Origin of the sequence: Castellaniella hirudinis, from assembly GCF_042651965.1 — a bacterium.
Lineage (GTDB): Bacteria > Pseudomonadota > Gammaproteobacteria > Burkholderiales > Burkholderiaceae_B > Castellaniella > Castellaniella hirudinis.
The window spans coordinates 153,184-176,421 of the sequence record NZ_JBHSDY010000001.1 but is presented as its reverse complement, the minus strand read 5'-3'; the positions used below and the strand labels follow the sequence as shown (position 1 = coordinate 176,421).

The 23,238-nt window shown below is 66.1% G+C and carries 23 protein-coding genes and 1 tRNA gene; 17 read left to right on the top strand and 7 right to left on the bottom strand.

Annotated elements, in window-relative coordinates; genetic code table 11:
• Positions 1-144: 144 nt before the first annotated feature.
• Positions 145-804: a histone gene (locus tag ACFO0J_RS00905; RefSeq protein ID WP_376811181.1), complete on the bottom strand. Its 660-nt coding sequence runs from the start codon at positions 802-804 to the stop codon at positions 145-147.
• A 224-nt stretch (positions 805-1,028) separates the two neighbouring features.
• The gene (locus ACFO0J_RS00900) at positions 1,029-1,469 is read right to left on the bottom strand and encodes a CopD family copper resistance protein (RefSeq protein WP_376811180.1); all 441 of its coding nucleotides are present in this window, start codon (positions 1,467-1,469) and stop codon (positions 1,029-1,031) included.
• A 135-nt stretch (positions 1,470-1,604) separates the two neighbouring features.
• On the opposite strand from ACFO0J_RS00900, the gene ACFO0J_RS00895 reads away from it, so the two are divergent.
• Positions 1,605-2,096: a hypothetical protein gene (locus tag ACFO0J_RS00895; RefSeq protein WP_376811179.1), complete on the top strand. Its 492-nt coding sequence runs from the start codon at positions 1,605-1,607 to the stop codon at positions 2,094-2,096.
• A gap of 64 nt (positions 2,097-2,160) precedes the next feature.
• On the opposite strand, the gene gltX is transcribed toward ACFO0J_RS00895, so the two are convergent.
• Positions 2,161-3,576, bottom strand: a complete 1,416-nt coding sequence (gene gltX / locus ACFO0J_RS00890) for a glutamate--tRNA ligase (RefSeq protein WP_376811178.1) — start codon at positions 3,574-3,576, stop codon at positions 2,161-2,163.
• Positions 3,577-3,708: 132 nt separating this feature from the next.
• Here gltX and ACFO0J_RS00885 point away from each other — a divergent pair, with 132 nt between their 5' ends.
• Complete coding sequence (locus ACFO0J_RS00885; RefSeq protein WP_376811177.1) at positions 3,709-6,156, top strand: bifunctional acetate--CoA ligase family protein/GNAT family N-acetyltransferase; 2,448 nt, start codon at positions 3,709-3,711, stop codon at positions 6,154-6,156.
• Positions 6,157-6,250: 94 nt separating this feature from the next.
• Here the strand turns inward: ACFO0J_RS00885 and ACFO0J_RS00880 are convergent, their stop codons facing one another.
• Positions 6,251-6,928 (bottom strand): alpha/beta hydrolase, encoded by a 678-nt coding sequence (locus ACFO0J_RS00880; protein WP_376811176.1) that lies wholly within the window; start codon positions 6,926-6,928, stop codon positions 6,251-6,253.
• Positions 6,928-7,485, bottom strand: coding sequence for a ribosome biogenesis factor YjgA (yjgA, locus tag ACFO0J_RS00875; RefSeq protein ID WP_376811421.1), 558 nt, complete (start codon positions 7,483-7,485; stop codon positions 6,928-6,930). The genes ACFO0J_RS00880 and yjgA overlap by 1 nt, the downstream gene beginning before the upstream one ends.
• 78 nt (positions 7,486-7,563) lie before the next feature.
• On the opposite strand from yjgA, the gene pmbA reads away from it, so the two are divergent.
• The 7 genes from pmbA (at position 7,564) to erpA (ending at position 13,598) form a co-directional block, all read left to right on the top strand.
• The gene (gene pmbA / locus ACFO0J_RS00870) at positions 7,564-8,931 is read left to right on the top strand and encodes a metalloprotease PmbA (RefSeq protein WP_376811175.1); all 1,368 of its coding nucleotides are present in this window, start codon (positions 7,564-7,566) and stop codon (positions 8,929-8,931) included.
• 46 nt (positions 8,932-8,977) lie between these two features.
• Entirely contained in the window at positions 8,978-10,075 is a 1,098-nt protein-coding gene (locus tag ACFO0J_RS00865; protein WP_376811174.1) for a TRAP transporter substrate-binding protein, read from the top strand.
• Between the two features lie 287 nt (positions 10,076-10,362).
• On the top strand, positions 10,363-10,791 hold the full coding sequence (rplM, locus tag ACFO0J_RS00860) for a 50S ribosomal protein L13 (RefSeq protein WP_376811173.1): 429 nt from the start codon (positions 10,363-10,365) through the stop codon (positions 10,789-10,791).
• Between the two features lie 12 nt (positions 10,792-10,803).
• Positions 10,804-11,196 (top strand): 30S ribosomal protein S9, encoded by a 393-nt coding sequence (gene rpsI, locus ACFO0J_RS00855; protein WP_376811172.1) that lies wholly within the window; start codon positions 10,804-10,806, stop codon positions 11,194-11,196.
• 212 nt (positions 11,197-11,408) lie between these two features.
• Complete coding sequence (gene argC, locus ACFO0J_RS00850) at positions 11,409-12,473, top strand: N-acetyl-gamma-glutamyl-phosphate reductase (RefSeq protein ID WP_376811171.1); 1,065 nt, start codon at positions 11,409-11,411, stop codon at positions 12,471-12,473.
• Between the two features lie 16 nt (positions 12,474-12,489).
• Positions 12,490-13,236 carry a DUF6776 family protein gene (locus ACFO0J_RS00845; protein WP_376811170.1) on the top strand — a complete coding sequence of 249 codons (747 nt, stop codon included), beginning with the start codon at positions 12,490-12,492 and terminating at the stop codon, positions 13,234-13,236.
• The gene (erpA, locus tag ACFO0J_RS00840; RefSeq protein WP_376811169.1) at positions 13,233-13,598 is read left to right on the top strand and encodes an iron-sulfur cluster insertion protein ErpA; all 366 of its coding nucleotides are present in this window, start codon (positions 13,233-13,235) and stop codon (positions 13,596-13,598) included. Before ACFO0J_RS00845 ends, erpA begins: the two co-directional genes overlap by 4 nt.
• 12 nt (positions 13,599-13,610) lie before the next feature.
• On the opposite strand, the gene ACFO0J_RS00835 is transcribed toward erpA, so the two are convergent.
• Positions 13,611-14,729, bottom strand: coding sequence for an anhydro-N-acetylmuramic acid kinase (locus ACFO0J_RS00835; protein WP_376811168.1), 1,119 nt, complete (start codon positions 14,727-14,729; stop codon positions 13,611-13,613).
• 13 nt (positions 14,730-14,742) lie between these two features.
• Entirely contained in the window at positions 14,743-16,074 is a 1,332-nt protein-coding gene (locus ACFO0J_RS00830; RefSeq protein ID WP_376811167.1) for a M23 family metallopeptidase, read from the bottom strand.
• A 202-nt stretch (positions 16,075-16,276) separates the two neighbouring features.
• Between ACFO0J_RS00830 and tyrS the strand changes: the two genes are divergently transcribed.
• The 8 genes from tyrS (at position 16,277) to ACFO0J_RS00790 (ending at position 23,233) form a co-directional block, all read left to right on the top strand.
• Positions 16,277-17,503, top strand: a complete 1,227-nt coding sequence (tyrS, locus tag ACFO0J_RS00825; protein WP_376811166.1) for a tyrosine--tRNA ligase — start codon at positions 16,277-16,279, stop codon at positions 17,501-17,503.
• Positions 17,504-17,529: 26 nt separating this feature from the next.
• Positions 17,530-18,162 (top strand): YbhB/YbcL family Raf kinase inhibitor-like protein, encoded by a 633-nt coding sequence (locus ACFO0J_RS00820; RefSeq protein WP_376811165.1) that lies wholly within the window; start codon positions 17,530-17,532, stop codon positions 18,160-18,162.
• A gap of 76 nt (positions 18,163-18,238) precedes the next feature.
• The gene (glyA, locus tag ACFO0J_RS00815) at positions 18,239-19,483 is read left to right on the top strand and encodes a serine hydroxymethyltransferase (RefSeq protein ID WP_376811164.1); all 1,245 of its coding nucleotides are present in this window, start codon (positions 18,239-18,241) and stop codon (positions 19,481-19,483) included.
• Positions 19,484-19,522: 39 nt separating this feature from the next.
• Positions 19,523-19,996: a transcriptional regulator NrdR gene (nrdR, locus tag ACFO0J_RS00810; RefSeq protein WP_376811163.1), complete on the top strand. Its 474-nt coding sequence runs from the start codon at positions 19,523-19,525 to the stop codon at positions 19,994-19,996.
• Between the two features lie 76 nt (positions 19,997-20,072).
• Positions 20,073-21,260 carry a bifunctional diaminohydroxyphosphoribosylaminopyrimidine deaminase/5-amino-6-(5-phosphoribosylamino)uracil reductase RibD gene (gene ribD / locus ACFO0J_RS00805; protein WP_376811162.1) on the top strand — a complete coding sequence of 396 codons (1,188 nt, stop codon included), beginning with the start codon at positions 20,073-20,075 and terminating at the stop codon, positions 21,258-21,260.
• Between the two features lie 52 nt (positions 21,261-21,312).
• Complete coding sequence (locus ACFO0J_RS00800) at positions 21,313-21,957, top strand: riboflavin synthase (protein ID WP_376811161.1); 645 nt, start codon at positions 21,313-21,315, stop codon at positions 21,955-21,957.
• 96 nt (positions 21,958-22,053) lie between these two features.
• Positions 22,054-22,144 (top strand) — tRNA-Ser (locus ACFO0J_RS00795).
• Positions 22,145-22,384: 240 nt separating this feature from the next.
• Positions 22,385-23,233 carry a fumarylacetoacetate hydrolase family protein gene (locus ACFO0J_RS00790; RefSeq protein WP_376811160.1) on the top strand — a complete coding sequence of 283 codons (849 nt, stop codon included), beginning with the start codon at positions 22,385-22,387 and terminating at the stop codon, positions 23,231-23,233.
• The last annotated feature ends 5 nt before the right edge of the window (positions 23,234-23,238 follow it).

Below are 23,238 nucleotides of genomic sequence, written 5' to 3'. Positions count from 1 at the left end.
GTGGACTGTCTCATGACCCGCCTCATCCCGGCGGCGAAAAGGTCGCAGTATGGGACGCCTCCACCTCGTGTCCAGGCCATCCCTGAGAATGAAAAGGCCTGGCAGTTACGCCAGGCCTAGAGGGTTACAGCAGCAGTGCGTCGGTTAAGGACGCTTGCCCGTGGGGAACGGCCAGGCGCCGGCCGGGTTGGTGTCCGTGCGGGCTTCGGGCGCAGGCGTGTCGGGCTTGGCCGCGGCCTTTTTGGCAGCAGGCTTGCCCGCGGCAGGCTCGGATTTGGCAGCGGCAGGCTTTGCTGCCTTTTTGGCAGGAGCCTTCTTGGCGGCGGCTTTTTTCGCCGGCGATTTTTTCGCGACGGCGGTTTTTGCTGCGGCCTTTTTCGCGGCGGGCTTGGCGGCCTTCTTGGCCGGTGCGGCCTTCTTCACTGCAGCCTTTTTGGCGGGTGCGGCTTTTTTCGCCACGGTCTTTTTCGCCGGCGCTTTCTTGGCTACGGCCTTGACCGGCGCCGCTTTTTTAGCAGCCGCCTTCACGGCGGTTTTCTTGGCGGGCGCGGCCTTCTTGGCGGCTTTCACCGGAGCGGCTTTTTTGGCGACGGCCTTTTTCGCTGCGGCCTTCACGGGTGCTGCTTTTTTAGCGGGCGCCGCTTTCTTAGCAGGCGCAGCTTTCTTGGCCGGAGCGGCCTTTTTGGCGGTGGTCGAGGGGGAGGCTTTCTTGGCGGCCGGGGCGGACTTCTTGGCTGCCGGTTTGGATGCGGGCTTTGGGGCTGCGGCTTTTTTAGCGGGTGCGGCCTTCTTGGCGGTTGCCATCGTCATGCTCCTTGGGATCGAAGAGAGTGTCCACCCATTTGATATGACCCCCACGGGATGTGCGGCTCATCTCAAATGGCGCAGGCGCGCAATATCATGAATACTGCACGCCTTCAAGTCTATCGTAAGCCCCGGCGCGTTCCAAGCATTATTCCCGACGCGGCGTTCGATGCATCGATATTCGACTGCACCTGTCTCGAAAAAGTCGCAGGCCTTCTACCTTTTCACCACTCCAGGTAGAACATCGCCTTGGCGAGAAACACGATCAGGATCACGTGGCAGAACACGCTGATGTGGATGATCTGGAAATGGCGGGACTTCAGTTTGCCGGTGCCGCTGAGCGTCATGGCCGTGATGAAATGACCCAGCACGCTGAAGGCCAGGATGATCTTGATCCACAGCAGCGTGGCGAAGCTGCTGGCGAAAGGATGGGCCAGCGATGCGCGGAATTCCCAGGCCATGCCCAGGCCCGCGCCGAACAGCACCAGGATCACGAAAGGCATGATGCGGCGCGCGCGCCGGCCGATGGCCAGTTCGACGTTGCGCATGGTCTCGCGGCCCAGGGGCTTGCGGATGCCTTCCAGAATGAGGACTTCGAAGAACACCGTGCCCACGAAAAAGATGGCGGCGAACAGGTGCAGCGTAACGAGTAGTGAGTGGCTCATGTCGGTAGAATAATGACTTGCTCGCAGGATGCGCGCGCACCAGGAAATTGTAGGCTGGCAGGCTCCGTCGATCCGTCTCGGCCCTGCGCCGATCCTGGGTATTGAATGACATTTGTCATGGATAGGAATCAAGCAATGGACCGCATTCGTATTCAGGCCTGGGTCGCGTGCGCGGCCGTTCTGGGCGCTTTGGCCGCCTGCGCGCCGATCAAGCAGGCCCCGTCATCGGCCGAATCCCCCGCTGCGCGGCCGTCCTGCACGGCGGCGGTGGCGGGTGATCCCCTGGTGGGCAACTGGCTGTCGGTCAGTTCACAGAAAGGCGTCGCGGGTTCCGTGCGCCGGCTCTACACGCTGAATCCAGACGGCACCATGAGCTACGTCGAACAGGTCAAGCGGCCGCGCGCGCCGTCCCAGGGGCTGGATGAATCCGGCTGCTGGTCGCACGAAGGCCAGACGCTGGTCCTGCGCACCCTGGAATCGAACGGCTCGCCCGTGAATCTGAATGACCCGATCTACACCAATCGTCATCGTGTCGACCGGGTCAATGCGACGGAGTTGCGCTTGAGCGGCCCGGCCGGCAGCGTCCAGGCGCGGCGCATGTCGCCGGGTTACCGCCTGCCGTTCTAGCGCCGGCCGGCGGCGGCTCCGGCGTGTCCTGGTTGTGGACGCGCCGGCCCGGCGGCGGTCAAGGTCAGGCCAGGCTCTCGGCCAGGCGCGACAGCACCGCGTCGCGGCCCAGCAGCGTCAGCACGGCGCCGATGGCGGGCGTCTGCTTGCGGCCGGTGACGGCCACCCGCAGCGGGATCGCCAGCTTCGGCATCTTGGCCCCGTGGTCCTTCAGGACGGCCTTGATGAGGCCGTCGAGTTCCGTTTCGGTCCAGTCGGCCAGCGTGTCGGCCCGTTGCAGGAAATCGGCCAGCAGCACCCGTGCGGCATCGTCCATGACCTCGGCGCGCAGGGCCTCGTCGGCCGGCGTGTAAGGGCCGCAGAACAGCAGCGCGCCTTCGGCCAGATCTTCCAGCGTTTCGCCGCGGTCGCGCAGCAGCGCCATGATGGCGGGCAAATCGGCGGATTCGGGGTTGCCGCCGCGGCGGGCGATGCGCGGCGCGACGCGGGCGGCCAGATCGGCGGGATCGAGCGCGCGCAGCGCGTGGGCGTTGACCCAGTTCAGTTTCTTCGGATCCCACTGGGCGGCCGAGCGGCTGAGGTTGCGCGGGTCGAACCATTCCACGAATTGCTCACGGGTGAACAGCTCGTCGTTGCCGTGGCTCCAGCCCAGCCGCGCCAGATAGTTGACCATGGCTTCGGGCAGGTAGCCCAGGCGGTCATATTCGATGACGCTGACGGCGCCGTGGCGCTTGGACAGTTTTTCGCCGTCCGGGCCCAGAATCATCGGCACGTGGCCGTAGCGCGGCAGCTCGCCGCCCAGGGCGCGCAGGATGTTGATCTGGCGCGGGGTGTTGTTGACGTGGTCGTCGCCGCGGATCACGTGGGTGATCTGCATGTCCCAGTCGTCCACCACCACGCAGAAGTTGTAGGTGGGCGTGCCGTCGGGGCGGGCGATCACCAGATCATCGAGTTCGCCGTTGTCGAAGCTGATGGGGCCTTTGACCAGGTCGTCCCAGGCGGTGACGCCGTCCTGGGGGCTGCGAAAGCGCACCACGGGCTGCACGCCGGCCGGGACCGGCGGCAGGGTCTTGCCGGGCTCGGGCCGCCAGGTGCCGTCGTAGCGCGGCTTGGCGCCGACGGCGCGGGCGCGTTCGCGCATGGCCTCGACTTCTTCGGGCGTGCTGTAGCAATGATAGGCCGTGCCCTGTGCCAGCATGTCGGCGATCACGGCGCGGTAGCGGTCCATGCGCTGCATCTGGTAGAACGGACCCTCGTCGGCCTTCAGGTCCAGCCATTGCATGCCGTCCAGGATGGCCTGCACCGCTTCGGGTGTCGAGCGCTCCAGGTCCGTGTCCTCGATGCGCAGCACGAAGGTGCCGCCGAAGTGACGGGCGAAGGCCCAGGAAAACAGGGCGGTGCGGGCGCCGCCCAGGTGCAGGTAGCCGGTGGGGGACGGGGCGAAGCGCGTGCGCACGGGGCGCGAGGAGGAGTCTGTCATGGCGATGGATTGAAAGGGCTTGTTGCGCTGCAACAAAAAAACCGGGAAACCCCTGTAGAATCGGAGGGTCGATATCCTATTTTAAGGGACGGCCCGACCAGAGGTTCCCCAGGGGCGTCCGGAGTCCTTTTCATGCTGCGCCATCGCCTGGCGGCCCTGTTCGAGCCGCGTTCTCTGCTGATCCTCAGTTCTCGCGAACTGCCTGTCGTGCGCACGCCGCCCGCCTTGCTTCAGGGGCGGATCACCGACGTGCGGATCGGGGACGACGGCCATTGGCGCATGCCGCCGCGGTTGGAAGGCCTGACAGACGGCCAGCGCCTGGACATGGCGCTGTTGTGCCTGGACCCCGCCTTGCTGCCGACCGCGCTGGGGGCGCTCAAGACGCACCAACCCCGCGTCCTGCTGTTGCTGCCGCATTCGACGTCCTCGGCCGATCCCCTCGAGACGCGCGCCTATTGCCAGTCCTGGGGGCGGATGAATGATTGCCTGGTGCTCGGCCCCGGCGCGCTGGGCATCCAGCGTCCGCATCTGGGACTGAACCTGGGGCTCGATCCGCACGGCGCGCCCGTGGGACGGGTCGCGCTGGTCGCGCAGTCCCGCATGGTGGCCGCTGCCGTGCTGGACTGGGCGGGCGACATCCAGCTCGGCTTTTCCGCCGTGGTGTCGGCGGGCGACGCAGACGGCGTCACCGTGGCCGATGTGCTCGAATACCTGTCGATGGACCCGCGCACCGACAGCATCGTGCTGTATCTGGAGGAAGCCGATTCCTCGCGCCGTTTCACCAGCGCGCTGATGGCCGCCGCCAGCGTCAAGCCCGTCATCCTGCTGAAGGCCGGCCGCTCGGACAGCAGCCCGGCCGCCGACGCGGTGTTCGATGCGCTGGTGCGGCGCACCGGCGCGGTGCGGATCCGGTTTTTCGTGCAGCTGTTTTCGGCGCTCAAGGTCCTGGTCCATGCCAAGCGCCAGCGGGGACGCCGCATCGCGCTGTTTTCCAACGGCTATGGCGCGGCCCACCTGGCGCTGGACGTCATGGGCGACAGCGGTCCGGTGGCGCGGGCGGACCTGTCCACGCAGACGCAACGCGATCTGGCGGCGGTGCTGGAGCCCGGGGCGGCGCTGGGCAACCCCGTCATCAGCCATGCGCCGCTGGACTCCGCCCGGCTGCAGCAGGTCCTGGGTGTGCTGGCGGGCGACACCAACGTGGATGGCGTGCTGGTGCTGATCGCGCCCGATGCCCTGTCCGACATGGATGGCGCCGTCGAGGCGCTGGCGCGGTTCTCCGAGGCCTCGCCCAAGCCCATCATGTCCTGCTTCCTGGGCGACGCCTCGATGCGCTCTCAGCGCCATCGGCTGGACTCGGTGGGGCTGCCGGCCTTTCGCACGCCGGAATCGGCCGCCAATGCCTTCGGCATTCTGGCGGCCTATCAGTACAACCAGACCCTGGCGCAGCAGACGCTGCCGCCGGAAATGCTCAGCCGGCCCCCGCGTCTGGACGAGGCCCGCATGCTGCTCAACGACGCCATCATGTCGGGCCGCTCGGAACTGGACCCGGCCAGTTGCCGTTGGCTGCTGGACTGCTTCCACGTGTCCATCCGCCCGGACGACCAGCCCGTGCCCGATGCGGCGCGCGAACACGTGTCCATGGCCATCCGCGTGCGCCAGGACGCGCGTTTCGGGCCGTACATCCAGTTCGGCCCGGGCGGTGATTCCGCCCGGCTGGCGTCTCCCCACCGGGAAATCGAACTGCCGCCGCTGAACAACTATCTGGCGCGCCAACTGATACAGCGGGGCAAGTTCTGGTCCCGCGTGCTGGCGCGCGACCTGACGCCCGCCGTATTCGAGCAATTGCGCGAATCACTGGAGCGGATCTCCGAAATCGTCAGCGAACTGCCTGGCATCCGCACCCTGTCGATCGATCCGCTCTGGTGGGATGACACCAGCCTGTACGCCGGCGGCATCCAGGTCAGCCTGGACCCCAACTATGACGGCGAACGCCCCGAGAACCGCGCCTATCGCCATATGGCGATCCACCCCTATCCGCGCCGCCTGGTTCAGCCGCAGATCCGCAAGGACGGACAGGAATGGCTGTTGCGGCCGATTCGTCCGGAGGACGCCGAGCTGCTGCAGGAGTTCGTGCGGGATCTGTCCGACGAGTCGCGCTATATGCGTTTCGTGTCGATGCTGCGCGAACTGACGCCTCGGATGCTGGCGCGGTATTCCCGTATCGACTACGACCGCGAGGTTGCGCTGGTCGCGACGGCCCAGGTGCCCAATCCGGAAAACCGCGGCCTGCTGCGCGAGCGCATCGTGGGCTTTGCGCACTATCTGCGCAATGCCGATGGACAGGGTGCGGAATACGCGCTGGTGATCGCCGACGACTGGCAGCGGCGCGGCGTCGGCGCCGCGCTGATGCACAGCCTGCTGGACGTCGCGCGCCGCCAGAACCTGAGCTACATCGAGGGCCTCGTCCTGGCGACCAATCGCCCCATGCTGGGCTTGATGACGTCCCTGGGGATGCGCAATGACCCGGACGAGGAAGACCCGGGCATGCGGAGGTTGTGGATGAACCTGGACGGTTGACGCCCCTCTGCGGGCCGTCGACCGCCTGGTTCATCGGAGCGGCCTGCAGGCCGCGACGTGGATGCTTCGATCCAAGACAGCCTTCTGCCGCCTCTCAGGCCTCTGCAGTCACCCGCATCAAAAACGCCCGGATGTCATCCAGTTCCTGCGGATGCAGGCCGTGCGGCATCGGGTAGGTGTGCCATTCCACCGGCTGTTGCTGCGCGATCATCGCGTCCCGGCTGGTCTCGGCGTAGGACATGGGCACCACCATGTCCGCCGTGCCGTGCGCCATGAAGACCGGCGTGGCGGCGTTGGCGGGATGGCGTTCCGCGGGCAGGGTGTTGCGCAGCGGCAGGTAGCCCGACAGGCCGATCAGGCCGGCCAGGCGTTCCGCGTGGCGCAGGCCGGTGTACAGGGCCGTGGCGCAGCCCTGCGAAAAGCCCGCCAGCACGATGCGTTCGGCGGGGATGCCGCGCCGGTTCTCTTGTTCGATCAGTTCCATGACCGCATGGCGGGCGGCGCGCAGACCGTCGATGTCCTCGCGCGCGTCGCGGTCCAGGCCGTACAGGTCATACCAGGCGCGCATCGGCATGCCCTGGTTCAGCGTCACCGGGCGCACCGGCGCGTGCGGGAAAATGAAGCGCAGGGCCGGCAGGCCGGGGTGGGCCAGTTCGGGCACGATGGGTTCGAAGTCGTGGCCGTCGGCGCCCAGGCCGTGCAGCCAGATGATGCTGTGGGTGGGCTCGGGGCCGGTGGTGCGTTCGATGGTTTCCAGTGTCGGCGTCGGCATCAGAAAGTCTCGTCCTCGAAATTCAGGGTTTTCAGGGTCTGGAACAAGGCGCGGTAGTGCTTGCGCGCGGGCTCGCGGCCTTCGGGCAGGGCGGCGTTTTCGCGGGTTTCCTTGCGTGCGGCGCGAATCTGGGCGCGCAGGGATTGAATATCCAGGCCGGGGAATCGTTCCAGCAACTGCGTCAGGACGTCGTCGCTGTCGATCAGGCGGTCGCGCAGCTCTTCGAGCCGGTGCATGGCGCGGGTTTCCTCGCGCGAGCCATTGGCCCAGACGTCGAGCTGGGCGCGCAGGGCCGGGGCATCGGCCTGGCGCATCAGCTTGCCGACGTAATGCACCTGGCGTCGCTTGCCTTCGTTGCTGTGGATGCGCTGGGCCAGCGCGATGGCTTCGCGCAGCGATTCGCCCAGCGGCAGCTTGGCCAGCTTGGCCGGCGGCAGCGCGATCAGTTCGCGGCCCAGGTCCAGCAAGGCGTGCATGTCGCGCTTGACCTGGGATTTGCTGGGGGGGCGGTCGTCCGGAAAGTCGTCCGGTGAGGTGGGCGGGAGCGTATCGTCCATGGGTTCGGGCATAAAATGATCCGTGATTGTCTATGATAACCGTCTCATCCCGACGCCCCATACCGAGTGATCTGCCGCATGAACCCAAAAACCGATGATTTTCTCGACGTCCCCGCCCAGCAGGCCCAGTTCCGCGAACTGGTCGGCGATGCGCTGCGCCATGCCAAACAGGCCGGCGCCACGGATGCCGCCGTGGAAATCTCCGAGAGCCGGGGCCTGTCCGTCTCGGTGCGCCGCCGCGCCATCGAGACCATCGAGCAGACCCGCGACCGGTCCATGGCCGTGACGGTGTTCGCGGGCCAGCGTCGCGGCTCGGCCTCGACCTCCGACTTTTCCGCCGATGCGCTGCGCCGCACCGTGGACGCCGCCTGGCACATCGCCCGCTACACCGCCGAGGACCCGGCCGCCGGCCTGCCCGAACCTGAACTGTTCGCCCTGCACTATCCGGACCTGGACCTGCACCATCCCTGGGCCATCGACGCCGAAGGCGCCGCCCGCCTGGCGATCCAGGCCGAACGCGCGGCGCTGGCCGCCAGCAAGCAGATCACCAACTCCGAAGGCGCTTCCCTGGACACCATGGAAGGCCACTTCGTGTTGGGCAATTCGCGCGGCTTTCTGGGAGGTTATCCCTATTCGCGCCACAGCCTGTCGGTGGCGCCCATTGCCGGACGCGGCGACGGCATGCAGCGGGACTACTGGTACACGTCCGCGCGCCGCGCCGACGGCCTGTCCGCTCCGGCCGAGGTCGGCCGCTATGCGGCGGAACGCGCCCTGTCGCGCCTGGGCGCGCGCCCGGTCAAGACCGGCCGCTATCCCGTGCTGTTCGAAGCGCCCCTGGCCGTCGGCCTGCTGGGCGCGCTGGTCCAGGCTGCCAGCGGCGGCGCGCTGTACCGCAAGGCCAGTTTCCTGCTGGACACGCTGGGCAAATCGGTCCTGGCCGGACATCTGGACGTGGTCGAGAACCCCTACATCCCGGGCGCCCAGGGCAGCTCGCCCTTTGACGCCGAAGGGGTCCGCACGCAGGCCCGCCGGGTGGTGGACCAGGGTGTGCTCACCGGGTATTTCCTGTCCACCTACACAGCCCGAAAGCTGGGCATGGCGACCACCGGCAACGCGGGCGGTTCGCATAATCTCAATCTGCGCTCGCGCCTGACCCGGCCGGACGACGATCTGCCGGCGATGCTGCGCCGCATGGGCACCGGCCTGCTGGTGACCGAACTGATCGGCCAGGGGGTGAACTACGTCACCGGCGATTACTCGCGCGGCGCCTTCGGCTATTGGGTGCAGGACGGCGTCATCAGCCATCCGGTCCAGGAAATCACCATTGCGGGCAATCTGGCGGAGATGTTCCAGCGTATCGTCGCCGTGGGGGCCGATGTGTACGCACGCGGCGCCAAATCCACCGGCTCGGTATTAATCGAAGACATGGCAGTCGCCGGCCTGTAAACTCTACACACATCCCCATTCCAAAATAGACAGGAGATCCTTCATCATGCAGCGTCGCGCATTTCTGAAAAAGGCGGGCTTGGGCGCGGTGGCGGGTACGGCGGCCGTGGCCGCCCCGGCCATCGCCCAGTCCAACCCCCAGATCAACTGGAAGATGACCTCGACCTATGGGCCGTCGCTGCCGCCGCTGTTTTCGACGGCGCAGATGTTCTGCGACATGGTCAAGGAAGTGACCGACGGGAACTTCAACATCCGCCTGTATCCGGCCGGTGAACTGGTGCCGGGCTACGGCGTGATGGATGCCGTCGGCAACCGCACCGTGGAATGCGGCCAGACCGCGTCCTACTACTACTATGGCAAGGACCCCTCGTTCTGTTTCGATACGGCGGTGCCCTTCGGCCTGAACGTGCGTCAGATGAATTCCTGGATGTACGAGGGCGACGGCCTGAAGCTGATGCGTGAACTGTTCGCGCCGCGCGGCATCGTCAACTTCCCCCTGGGCAACACCGGCACCCAGATGGGCGGCTGGTACCGCAAGGAAATCAAGTCGATCGAAGACCTGAAGGGCCTGAAGATGCGCACGGCCGGCTTCGCGGGCGAAGTCCTGTCGCGCATGGGCGTGATTCCGCAGCAGATTCCCCCTGGCGACATCTATCCGTCCCTGGAAAAGGGCGCGCTGGACGCCGTGGAATTCGTCGGCCCCGTGGACGACGAAAAGCTGGGCTTCCAGAAGGTCGCCAAATACTATTACTACCCGGGCTGGTGGGAAGGCTCCGCCCAGGTGTCGCTGTACGTCAACGACAAGGCCTACGCCGAACTGCCCAAGGCCTACCAGCGCGTCATCGACGTCGCCTCGCGCGCGGCGGGCGCCAAGATGGTCCAGGATTACGACGCCCACAACCCCGAAGCCCTGCGCCGCCTGATCGCCGGGGGCGCCGTGCTCAAGAGCTTCCCGCGTGACGTGATGGATGCCTCGTTCGAGGCCTCCAACCAGGTCTACAAGGAATTCTGCGACAAGGACCCGGGCTTCAAGAAGATCTTCGACAACTACATGGCCTTCCGCGACAATATCGTGCCCTGGTTCCGTGTGGCCGAAGGTTCGTACGATAACTACCTGGGCGCCGCCCTGGCCCGCAAGAAATAATCTTTCTGCGGATGAAAAAAGCGCCTTCGGGCGCTTTTTTCGTAGGCGATGAGCGGCGGGGGCTGTACAGTCCGGTGAGCCCGGTCGACCGGCGCCGGATGCTGACGAAGGGAGCCAGAAGGCCTTCGATGGGCGTGTCTATTGCTTGTTTGCCCTTCGCAAGATACAATGGTCGGATTTCCGTTTGAATTCACACCGTACGGGTTGGGGTGGCCGAGGCTGCTTTTACATAAAACTCTGGCGGATCAGACGGGAATTCTTTCATTCATTTCATCAGGAACACCATCATGAAGACCTTTGTGGCCAAGCCGCATGAAGTCAAGCGTGACTGGTTTGTGATCGACGCCAAGGGCAAGGTCCTGGGTCGTGTGGCCAGCGAAGTCGCACGCCGCCTGCGTGGCAAGCACAAACCGGAATTCACGCCGCACGTGGATACGGGCGATTACATCGTCGTCGTCAACGCCGCCGATATCGTCGTCACGGGCGCCAAGGCGCAAGACAAGCGCTACTACCGTCACTCGACCTATCCGGGCGGGATCACGGAAACCAACTTCCAGAAGATGCAGCAGCGCTTCCCCGGTCGTGCCCTGCAAAAGGCCGTCAAGGGCATGCTGCCCAAGGGTCCCCTGGGCTACGCCATGGCGAAAAAGCTGAAGGTCTATGCCGGTGCCGAGCACCCGCATACCGCGCAGCAGCCGCAACCCCTGGACTTCTGAGGATAGGCCATCATGATCGGTAATTGGAATTATGGCACTGGCCGCCGCAAAACGTCTGTGGCGCGTGTGTTCCTGAAAAAAGGCACGGGCAAGATCGTCGTCAACGGCCGCCCCGTGGACGAGTACTTCGCTCGCGAAACCGGCCGCATGGTCGTGCGCCAGCCGCTGGCGCTCACCAACCACCTGGAATCGTTCGACTTTCACGTCAACGTCCACGGCGGCGGTGAGTCCGGCCAGGCCGGCGCCGTGCGTCACGGCATCACGCGCGCCCTGATCGACTACGACGAAACCCTGAAGTCGCCGCTGAAGCAAGCGGGTCTGGTGACCCGTGACGCCCGCGAAGTCGAACGTAAGAAGGTCGGCTTCCACAAGGCCCGTCGGCGCAAGCAGTTCAGCAAGCGCTGATCCGGCACCCGGGTGGCTTGCCACCTGGTGCAAAGAAAAATCCCCGCCTTCGTGCGGGGATTTTTCTTTGCCGGGCCGACACAAAAGGTTCCCGATCGGTCGGCCCGTCGCCGTGCAGGTCCGCCTGCACGTGCCATAATCTAGGGAACCCCCCTCGGTCCGCTCCCATGGCGGACAGCTTGTTTTCAGGACTGTAGACAGGATTTCACTGCATGAGCACCCACACCACGACACCCATCAAGGCCGGCATCGTCGGCGGGACCGGCTACACGGGCGTGGAGCTGCTGCGCCTGCTGTCGCAGCATCCGGACGTCCAGTTGCACGCCATCACGTCCCGCAAGGAATCCGGGATGCCGGTGGCGGACATGTACCCCAATCTGCGCGGCCATGTGGACCTGTGTTTCCAGACCCCCGAAGAAGCCGCCCTCGACCAGTGCGATGTGGTGTTCTTCGCCACGCCGCACGGCGTGGCCATGGAACAGGCGCGCGGCCTGCTGGACCATGACGTGCGGGTGATCGACCTGGCGGCCGATTTCCGCCTGCAGGACGTCGAGACCTTTGCGCAGTGGTACAAGATGCCGCACAGCAGCCCCGACGTGCTGAAAGAAGCCGTCTACGGCCTGCCGGAACTGGACCGCGACCGCATCCGTCAGGCCCGGGTCGTGGGCAATCCCGGCTGCTATCCGACCACGGTCCTGCTGGGCCTGGCCCCCGTGCTGCAGGCCGGCCGGCCCCTGATCGACACCACGCACGTCATCGCCGACTCGAAATCCGGGGTGTCCGGGGCGGGGCGCAAGGCCGCAGTCGGCTCTCTGTTCTCCGAGGCCGCCGACAATTTCTCGGCCTACGGGGTGGCCGGACACCGCCACCACCCGGAAATCTCCGAATGCCTCGCCCGCATCGCGGGCGCGCCCGTGGGGCTGACCTTTGTGCCCCATCTGGTGCCCATGATCCGGGGCATGTTCTCGACCCTGTACCTGCGCATCCTGCCCGATGCGCTGGACACGGATTTCCAGGCGCTGTATGAACAGCGCTACGCCGGCGAGGCCTTTGTCGATGTCATGCCGGCCGGCAGCCTGCCGCAGACGCGCTCGGTGCGCGCCTCGAACATGCTGCGTATCGCCGTGCACCGGCCCGCCGGCGGCGATACCCTGGTGGTGCTGGTGGTCCAGGACAATCTCGTCAAGGGCGCTGCGGGCCAGGCCGTGCAGAACATGAACCTGATGTTCGGCCTGCCGGAAACCACCGGCCTGCAGCACGTGGCGGTGCTGCCCTGATTCCTGGGGGACACGCATGACGCAACCCTCTACGGCGCGCGGCGGCGGTTTCAGCGGCTGGCTGGTGCGCGGCCTGTCCCGGCTCATGCTGTTGCTGGTGGTGTTCGCCGCCGGGGCGCTGGCCATGCATTTCGGCATGCATGCGGGCGAGCACGCCGAACTGCAGGCGCGGCAGTCCCAGGTCGAGTCCTTGCAGGCTGAACTGTCCCGCGTCCAGGCCGACCTGGCGGCCCGCCGCAGCGAAGCCGAAGTCCAGGCGGGCACCCAGCGTGTGCTGCAGGACAAGAACGCCGAGCTGCAGCAGGAATTGGGCCGCACCCGTGACCAACTGGCCTTTTACGAGCAGTTGATCCCGCCGGGACCGGCAGGCGCCGTGGCGGTGCGCGCGTTTGACATTCAGGCCGATGGCGACCTTCTGCGCTATCGGGTGCTGCTGACGCGCAACGCCTCGCCCCAGGCCGAACCCTTCAAAGGCCGCATGCGATTCGTGGCCAATGGCCGTTCGCAGGGTAAAGCCGTTAAAATCGAATTGAACCCGCCGGTGGCCCCCGCTGCCGGCGAGGCCGCTGCGTCCGCCCCGGGGGCGGACCCGCTCACCCTGGTCTTTGACCAGTTCCAGCGCAGCACGGGCGTCTTGCAACAGGTGCCGGACCTGACGATCGAGTCAGTCCGCCTCGAAATCCTCGAAGGCGACACGGTCCGGGCCGCTCAGGACGCCGATCTGAATCGCGCGGCCCCCGGCCACGCAGGAGTCTTGCCTTGAGCACCATCGAACACGCGGATCTCGACGTTCCGCCCAGCCCTCTGATCTTCACCGACGCCGCCGCCGCCAAGGTCCGCGAGCTGCTGGTCGAGGAAAACAATCCCGGCCTGAAGCTGCGGGTCTTCGTGCAGGGGGGCGGCTGCTCGGGTTTCCAGTATGGCTTCACCTTCGACGAAGACGTCGCCGAGGATGACACCACGATCGAACGCGACGGCGTGCAGTTGCTGGTGGACCCCATGAGCTTCCAGTATCTGGTCGGTTCCGAGATCGACTACAAGGACGACCTGGAAGGCTCGCAGTTCGTCATCCGCAACCCCAACGCCAACACCACCTGCGGCTGCGGGTCTTCGTTCGCGCCCTGATCAAGCGGGGATCTACCCTGGATACAGGCAGCCTGCGACGGTCGCGTGTCGCGCGCCGGTGACGGCGGGCAGGCAGGCGGGGTCGCCCTGGATGTGCGCTTGCGCCAGCCAGGCGAAGGCCAGCGCCTCGACGTCCTGGGCGGGCACGCCGTAAGCGTCCGTGGTCGTCAGCGGGCAGGGCAGGGCGCCCGCCAGCGCATCCATGAAGACCGGATTGCGGGCGCCGCCGCCGCAGGCCAGGACTTCCCGCGTGCCCGGCGCATACCTGCGTATGGCGTTCGCAATCGTGTCGGCTGACAGACGCAGCAAGGTCGCCTGGACATCGGCGGCTTGCAGACGGTCGCCGTCAGGCAGTGCGTTCAGCCGCGCGTCCAGCCAGGACAGGCTGAACAGGTCGCGCCCGGTCGACTTGGGTGGCGTCAGGTTGAACCAGGGTTCGGCCAGCAACGCAGCCAGCAGCCCGTCATGGCAGCGGCCTTGGGCCGCCCAGGCGCCGTCCTGATCGTAAGGCCGGTCCCGATGGCGCCGGATCCAGGCATCCATCAGCATATTGGCCGGTCCGGTATCGAAGCCGCGCACCGGGTCTTCCAGCACGGTCAGATTGGCGATGCCGCCCAGGTTCAGGACCGCGCGGCCTGCGCCGCAGCCGAAACGCGCCGCGTGAAAGGCCGGCACCAGCGGGGCGCCCTGGCCGCCGGCGGCGACGTCGCGGCTGCGGAAATCCGCCACCACCGCAATACCCGTCTGTTCCGCCAGCCGCGCCGGTGCGTTGATCTGGATGGTGTAGCCCGATTCGGGCGCGTGGCGCACGGTCTGCCCGTGGGCGCCGATGGCGCGGATGCGATCGGCGGGCAGATCAGTTTGCGTCAGCAGGTCGCCGACGACGGCTGCGTAGCAGTCCGCCAATGCGTTGGCCGCTCGCGCGGCCCGGGCGAGTTCGTCAGGACCGGGGGCGTTCAGGGACAGGAGTTCGCGACGCAGCCCGTCCGGCAGCGCCAGGCTGGCGCTGGCCAGCACGCGGATCGCGCCGTCCGCCAGGTCGGCCAGCACGCCGTCCACGCCGTCCGTGCTGGTGCCCGACATCAGGCCGATGTACGGCTCGCGCGCCCGATTCACCCGCTCAGGGGGCATGGTGTCCGGCGGCTTATTGCTGGGCGACCTGGATGCGGCTTTCCTGCAGCCGCGCCAGCAGTTCGATCTGCGGCAGGTAGCGAGCCGCCACAGCCTGGAAGGCCTTGCGGTCGGCCGAGTCCAGGGTGCGCGCCACCGGCAGGTCCACGGCCAGCGGATCGACCGGCCGCTTGTCGATGCGGAATTCGTAGTGCAGGTGCGGGCCGGTCGCCCAGCCGGTCGACCCCACGTAGCCGATCAACTGGCCCTGCTGGACGCGGTCGCCCTTTTTCAGGCCCTTGGCGAACCGGCTTTGGTGGGCGTACAGCGTGGAATACTTGCCGAAGTTCTTCAGGATGATGACGTTGCCGTAGCCGTTCTGCCGGCCGATGAATTCCACCGAGCCATCGGCCGTGGCGTAGATCGGCGTGCCCGAGGGCGCGGCGTAGTCCACGCCCTTGTGGCCGATCCATTTATTGTGGATCGGGTGCATGCGCATGCCGAAGCCCGAACTGATGCGGGTGAACTTGATGGCGGTGCGCAGGAAGGCGCCCTTCAGGCTGGCGCCGGAGAAATCGTAATACCCGCCCGGCTGCTGGCCGTTCTGGAACCAGACGGCGCTGTAGGTCTTGCCCTTGTTGATGAATTCCAGGGCGCGGATGTGGCCGGTGCCGACTTGCTCGCCGTCGTGCATATAGGCTTCGTAGACGATGCGGAAGCGGTCGCCCTTGCGCAAGTCTTTCAGGAAGTCGATGCGGCTGCCCAGGATGTCCACCATTTCCATGGTGACGGCGTCCGGGATCTGGGCCTGATCGGCGGCGCCGAACAGGGAGCTGTTGATTTCGCCTTCGGCGATGCGGGTCTCGCGCACGGCGGCGATGGTGCGTTCCTGGGCGGAGAAACCATCGTGCTCGGGCCGGACTTCCAGCCATGCGGAATCCACCCCGGATTTGGCGGTGGCGCCCGGCGTGTGTGCGTAGCGCAGCCACACCATCCTGCCCTGATCGTTCAGGGCGGCCTGCACCGTGCGGCCGGGATAGAGCTTATAGATCGAACGCGCGCGCGCGTCGTGCGTCAGGAAGGCCAGCAGGCCGTTCTCGTTGATCCCCAGGCGGTTCAGCAGATCGGCCACCGTGTCGCCCCGGCGGATGCGGGTCGAGGCGATGTAGGGCGCGGCATCGTGATTGGCCCGCGCATCCAGGGGCGGCAGGTCGAGCGTTTGGCGAGCCTGGAAAACCGGTTCGGGCGGGGGGGAAGGCTGGACGACGGCCAGTGCGGCTGCGGTCAAAAACAGGCCGCCGGCGGCGAACAACAGACTGCGGGTGACGTGTCGGCGACGTGGTGGCTGGTGGGCCTCGGGCATCATGGGCGGAATCGGTGTGATGGATTCAGGCTGCGCTGATCCTGGGCGTAAAGAAGGCTTCTGCTAACATGAAGTCCTCGCCGCCTGGAGTGGCGTCGAATGTGTTGTACAGAAGCTGCGGTGGCACGTTATGCTAGCGCATACCTGTCGTTTTTTCGAGCGATTTTTCAATTTTTTTGTTCCCTTTCTGGTAAAAACGTATATCATGCCGTCCCCCTCCGACCCCGTCGACCTCCGGATCGCCGAAGATCTGCGTGTGGCCCAGCGGGGTTGCGACGAATTGCTCGTCGTCTCCGAATTCGCCGCCAAGCTGGCCCGCAGCCGCGCCACCGGTACGCCGCTGCGCATCAAGCTCGGCCTGGACCCCACCGCGCCCGACATCCATCTGGGCCATACGGTGGTCCTGAACAAAATGCGCCAATTGCAGGATCTCGGGCATACCGTGATCTTCCTGATCGGTGACTTCACTGCGCAGATCGGCGACCCCAGCGGCCGCAACGCCACCCGTCCGCCGCTCACGCCGGAACAGATCCGCGAAAACGCCAAGACTTATTACGCCCAGGCCAGCCTGGTGCTGGACCCGGACCGCACCGAAATCCGCTACAACTCCGAATGGTGCGATCCCCTGGGGACGCGCGGCCTGATCCAGTTGGCGTCGCGCTACACCGTGGCCCGCATGATGGAACGCGACGACTTCACCCGCCGCTTCAAGGGCGGGGTGCCGATCTCGGTGCACGAATTCCTGTATCCGCTGCTGCAGGGCTACGATTCCGTGGCGCTGAAGGCCGACCTCGAACTGGGCGGCACCGACCAGAAGTTCAATCTGCTGGTGGGCCGCGAACTGCAAAAGGAATACGGTCAGGAACCGCAGTGCGTCCTGACGATGCCCTTGCTCGAAGGCACCGACGGCGTCGAAAAGATGTCCAAATCCAAGGGCAACTACATCGGTATCACCGAAGCGCCGGATTCCATGTTCGGCAAGCTGATGTCGATCTCCGACACCTTGATGTGGCGCTATTTCGAGCTGCTGTCTTTCCGCTCACTGGCGGACGTCGGCGCCTTGCAGGCGGAAATCGCCGCCGGCCGCAATCCGCGCGACATCAAGGTCATGTTGGCCGACGAAATCGTCGACCGGTTCCACGGCGCCGGCGCCGGCGCGCGTGCGCTGGAGCAGTTCAACGCCCGCTTCCGCGACGGCGAGATCCCGGACGACATGCCCGAAGTCACCGCCGGGGCTGCGCCCATGGGCATCCTCAAGGCGCTGCGCGAAGCGGGGCTGACGGCTTCGGCATCCGAAGCCCAGCGCAACATCGAACAGGGCGGCGTGCGCATCGATGGCGACCGCGTCGAGGACAAGTCCCTGCTGCTGCCGGCGGGCACCTATGTGATGCAGGTCGGCAAGCGCAAGTTCGCCCGGGTCACCCTGACCTGAGCCCGAAGCACCCACGGAGGACCCCCATGAAACTGCATAGCGACTCTTTCCCCAATCAGGGGGTCATTCCCGAACGCAATGCCTTTGGGCGGATCGATGCGCAAACCCACATCGCCCTGGCCGGCAATCGCAATCCTCACCTGGCCTGGTCGGATGTGCCCGAGGGCACGCGGTCCTTCGCGATTCTGTGCGTCGATCCGGACGTGCCGACGCGGCCCGACGACGTCAACCAGGAAGGCCGCGAAGTCCCGGCCGACCTGCCGCGCACCGACTTCTTCCATTGGGTGCTGGTGGACGTGGCGCCCGATGCGCGCGCCATCGCCGAGGGCGATTATTCCAACGGCATTACGCCGCGCGGCAAGGCCGGTCCGCTGTCCCTGGACGGCACCCGCCAGGGCCTGAACGATTACACCGGCTGGTTTGCGGCCGACCGTGACATGAACGGCGATTACTTTGGCTACGACGGCCCTTGCCCGCCCTGGAACGACTCGCTCGCCCACCATTACGTCTTCACGGTCTACGCGCTGGACGTGGCCGAGCTGGGCGTGGCCGGCCGCTTCACCGGCGCGCAGGCCCTGGAGGCCATGCGGGGCCATGTGCTGGCTCAGGCGTCCCTGACCGGCACCTACACCCTGAACCCCCGCCTGCACACTCTGTAGATGCGCGGGGTTCGCGCTAGAATGATTCGGTTTCGTTATACCCCTCTGACCTCTCTGCCTTCAGGACCACTACCCCATGTTTGACCGTTCCCGCACCATCGATCAGACTGACCCGGACATCTGGGCCGCCATCCAGCAGGAAAACACCCGCCAGGAACAGCACATCGAGCTGATCGCCTCGGAAAACTACGCCAGCCCGGCCGTCATGCAGGCCCAGGGCACGCAATTGACCAACAAGTACGCCGAGGGCTATCCCGGCAAGCGCTACTACGGCGGTTGCGAGTACGTGGACGTGGTCGAACAACTGGCCATCGACCGCCTGAAGGCGATCTTCGGCGCAGAGGCAGCCAACGTGCAGCCGAACTCCGGCTCCCAGGCCAACCAGGGCGTGTACATGGCGGTCCTGAAGCCGGGTGACACCGTGCTGGGCATGAGCCTGGCCGAAGGCGGCCACCTGACGCACGGTTCGCCGGTCAACGCGTCCGGCAAGCTGTACAACTTCCATTCCTACGGTCTGGACGCCAACGAGGTCCTGGACTACGACAAGCTCGAAGAACTGGCGCGCACCCACAAGCCCAAGCTGATCGTCGGCGGCGCCTCGGCCTATTCGCTGCACATCGATTTCGAGCGCATGGCGCGCATCGCGCACGACAACGGCGCCCTGTTCATGGTGGATATCGCCCACTATGCGGGCCTGGTGGCCGGCGGCGTCTATCCCAACCCGGTGCCGCATGCCGACTTCGTCACTTCGACCACGCACAAGTCCCTGCGCGGCCCGCGCGGCGGCGTGATCATGATGAAGGCCGAATTCGAAAAGGCCATCAATTCCTCGATCTTCCCCGGCATCCAGGGCGGTCCGCTGATGCACGTCATCGCCGCCAAGGCCGTGGCCTTCGGCGAAGCCCTGCAACCCGAATTCAAGGCCTACGCCGCCCAGGTTGCCGCCAACGCCCGCGTGCTGGCCGACACCCTGGTCAAGCGCGGCCTGCGCATCGTGTCGGGTCGCACCGAAAGCCACGTGATGCTGGTCGACCTGCGCGCCAAGGGCATCACCGGCAAGGTCGCCGAAGCCGTTCTGGGCGAGGCCCACATCACGGTCAACAAGAACGCCATCCCGAACGATCCGGAAAAGCCCTTCGTGACCAGCGGCATCCGCCTGGGCACGCCGGCCATGACCACGCGCGGCTTCAAGGAAGCCGAAGCTGAACTCACCGGCAACCTGATCGCCGACGTGCTCGACAATCCCAATGATGCCGACAACGTCGCCCGAGTGCGCGCGCGGGTCAACGAACTGACCGCGCGCCTGCCGGTCTATCGCTAACCCAACCGGAACGGGCGCCTGCGGGCGCCCGCAGCGCAGATGAAGTGTCCGTTCTGCAATTGCGCCGAAACCCAGGTCGTGGATTCCCGGGTTTCCGAGGAAGGCGACACGATCCGTCGTCGCCGCCGGTGCACGGCCTGTGACCGGCGCTTCACGACGTATGAACGGGTCGATCTGATGATGCCTGCCATCGTCAAGCGAAACGGAACCCGGGCGGATTTCGATCCGTCCAAGCTGCACGGCAGCATGTCTCTGGCGCTGCGCAAGCGTCCGGTCAGCGCGACGGCGCTGGACGCTGCTGTCGCGCGTATCCAGGAACGGCTGCTGACCAGCGGTCAGCGCGAAGTCCAGTCCGACCACGTGGGCGAGCTGGTCATGTCGGAACTGCGCCAGCTTGATCCCGTGGCCTATGTGCGCTTCGCCTCGGTCTATCGCAGCTTCGAGGATCTGCGCGAATTCGTCCAGGCCATCGACGAATTCCGCCGCGCGGATGATGCCGATGACCCGGGTTGAAGATTCCCCTCCATCGCCGGACAGCAAGCCGCAGGCGCAGCGTGGGGGCCCCCTTCCATCGCCGGGCCGCCCCAAGATGGAAGACGCCCCCTCGGGGGGCAGCAAGCCGCAGGCGCAGCGTGGGGGCCCTGTTTTCTCCACCGAAGACCACCGCTGGATGCGGCGCGCCCTGACGGTGGCCGAGCAGGCCCTGTTCGTCAGCAGCCCGAACCCTCGTGTCGGCTGTGTCCTGGTGCGCGACGGTCGCTGGCTGGCCGAGGGCAGCACGCAGCGAGCAGGCGACCGGCACGCCGAGGCCCAGGCCCTGCACGAGGCCGCCCTCCGGGGCGTGGCCGTGCGTGGCGCGACGGCCTACGTCACGCTGGAACCGTGCAGCCATACCGGCCGCACGCCGCCGTGCGCCGATGCGCTGGTCGCAGCCGGTGTCGCGCGAGTCGTGATCGGGCTGCAGGACCCCAACCCCAAGGTGGCGGGCGGCGGGATCGCCCGGCTGCGAGCCGCCGGCATCCAGGTCGACGTCGGCCTGTTCGCCGAAGACGCCTTGGCGCAGAACCCCGGTTTCTTTGCCCGGATGACGCGCGGCACGCCCTGGTTGTGGCTCAAGTCCGCCTCGTCCTTCGACGGGCATACGGCCCTGCCGGACGGCCGCTCGCAGTGGATCACCAGTGACGCCGCGCGCGAGGACGGGCATCGCTGGCGGGCACGGTCCTGCATGGTGCTGACCGGCATTGGCACGGTCCTGGCCGACGATCCCATGCTGGACGTGCGCGCGGTCGAGACCCCGCGCCAGCCGATCCGCGCGGTGCTGGACACGCAATTCGTGCTGGGCGAGCAGGCCCGGATCATCAATGGCGATCCGGTCTGGGTCTTCACGACACGGCCCGACGCCGGCAAGGCCGCCCGCTTGGCGGCGCGCAATGTGCGCGTCATCGTGCTGCCTGCAGACGATCATGGCGGCCTGTCCCTGGAGGCGCTGGCGCGCTGGCTGGGGGCTCACGAGATCAACGAGGTCCATGTCGAGGCCGGCGCGCGGCTGCAGGGTGCGCTGATCCAGGCGGGGCTGGTCGACGAGTGGGTGGCTTACGTGGCGCCCAGTATCCTGGGCGACGGCCAGGGCCTGGCGGCGCTGCCGACCCCGATTGCGGGCCTGGACCAGGCCTATCGATATGAATTCCTGGACGTCCAGCCCTTGTCCCCGGACATGCGGCTGCGCTTGCGTGATACGGGGCGCTGGCAGGCGCTGGTCCAGGCGTGCGGATTGTAATGGCCCCCACGCTGCGCCTTCGGTTTGCATGCAATGAATAAAGGATAGCTTCATGTTCACTGGTATCGTCGCGGCCGTGGGCCGCATCACCGAAGTTCGCCCCCTGGGAGACAGCGAGGATGCAGGCGTGCGCCTGTCGATCCAGGCCGGCGGCCTGCCGCTGGCGGCGACCCGCCTGGGGGATTCGATCGCCATCCAGGGGGCCTGTATGACGGCCGTTGTCCTCGATGGCGATGTCTTCGAAGTCGATGTGTCGCGCGAAAGCCTGGACCGCACCTGCGGCCTGGACCGGCCAGGCGAGGTCAATCTGGAACACGCCCTGCGCCTGGGCGACAGCCTGGACGGGCATCTGGTATCCGGCCACGTTGACGGCGTGGGCCGCGTCACCTGCTTCGAAGCCGTGGCGGAATCGACCGAGCTGCGCATCATCGTCCCCGCTCATCTGTCGAAATACCTGGCGTACAAGGGCTCGGTCACCGTCAACGGCGTCAGCCTGACGGTCAACCGCGTGGACGACCAGGAAGAGGGCACCGAAATTTCCATCAACCTGATCCCGCACACCGTCCAGGTCACGACCCTGCGCAACCTGGAGGTCGGCTCGCCGGTGAATCTGGAGATCGATCTGATCGCTCGCTACGTTGAACGGATGGTGGGCGGCGTGGGCGTGTCGGTGTCCGGGGGGTTGGGCGCGGCCTGATCGCCGGATGTCGCTCGATAGAGAGCGGCTGACGGATCTGGCATTATTCTGTTAGAATAGCGGACTTCGTCTGCCGCTATGGCGTGTGGGCGTGCAGGACAGGTGGCCGAGTGGTTGAAGGCGCACGCCTGGAAAGCGTGTATACGTGAATAGCGTATCGGGGGTTCGAATCCCCCCTTGTCCGCCAGGACACATCAAAGCCCTTGGTTCCCGATGGAACCAAGGGCTTTTTCAATGCCGGGCCGCCGCTATTCCTGGTCGAGCTGTTTCAGGACAGCCGCCACGATAGCCTGGGTGCAGTCTCCTGTTGTGATCTGTAACGATGCCTCGTTCTGTCTTTATTTGTATGCTCTGGTGTTTACACTAATGTAGACAATTTCATGGCAGGCCTTATGATCGGCTAGGCTGAACATTTTGGGGCATTGCAATGAAATTATTTCGTTACGGCAATCCGGGTCATGAGCGGCCGGCCCTGCTGGACGCCGAGGGCATCGGGCGCGATCTGTCTTCGGTCGTGGGCGACATTGATGCGGCGGCCTTGTCCGACGAAGCCCTGGCGCATTTGAGCGCCCTGGACCTGTCCCGCTTGCCCAGGGTCGATGCCGGAGTCCGGATCGGGCCTTGCATCGCGGGCGTCGGCAATCTGATCGGGATCGGTCTGAATTTTGCGGATCATGCCGCCGAGGCCGGCTTGCCGATTCCACAGCACCCCCTGGTCTTCAACAAGGCACCCAGTTGCATTGCCGGCCCGGACGATCCCCTACGCCTGCCGCCCGGCAGTCTTGAAGTGGACTATGAGGTCGAACTGGCGGTCGTGATGGGGCGGGATGCCTGGCAGGTCGAAGCCGGCCAAGCCCTGGAGTATGTCGCCGGCTATTGTCTGTCGAACGACTTCACCGACCGGGCGTGGCAATCGCGCTATGCCGGGCAGTGGACCATCGGCAAGAGTGCGCCTGGCTTCGGGCCGCTGGGCCCCTGGCTGGTGACGAAGGACGAGGTCCCCGATCCTGCGGATCTCCTGCTGGAGTTGCAGGTCAATGGCCAGGTTCGGCAGCGTTCGAATACCAACGGGATGATTTTCAAAGTGCCGGAATTGGTCGCGTATCTGTCACGGTTTTTCCTGTTGCGCGCCGGTGATGTCATCACGACCGGCACCCCGGCGGGGGTGGGGATGGCGACGAAGCATTATCTGAAGGCCGGGGACGTGATCCACGCAGTCTGCCGCCCTTTGGGTGAGCAGCGGATCGTGGTGGCGGCCACTGAGCCGCAGCGCTGAGCGTC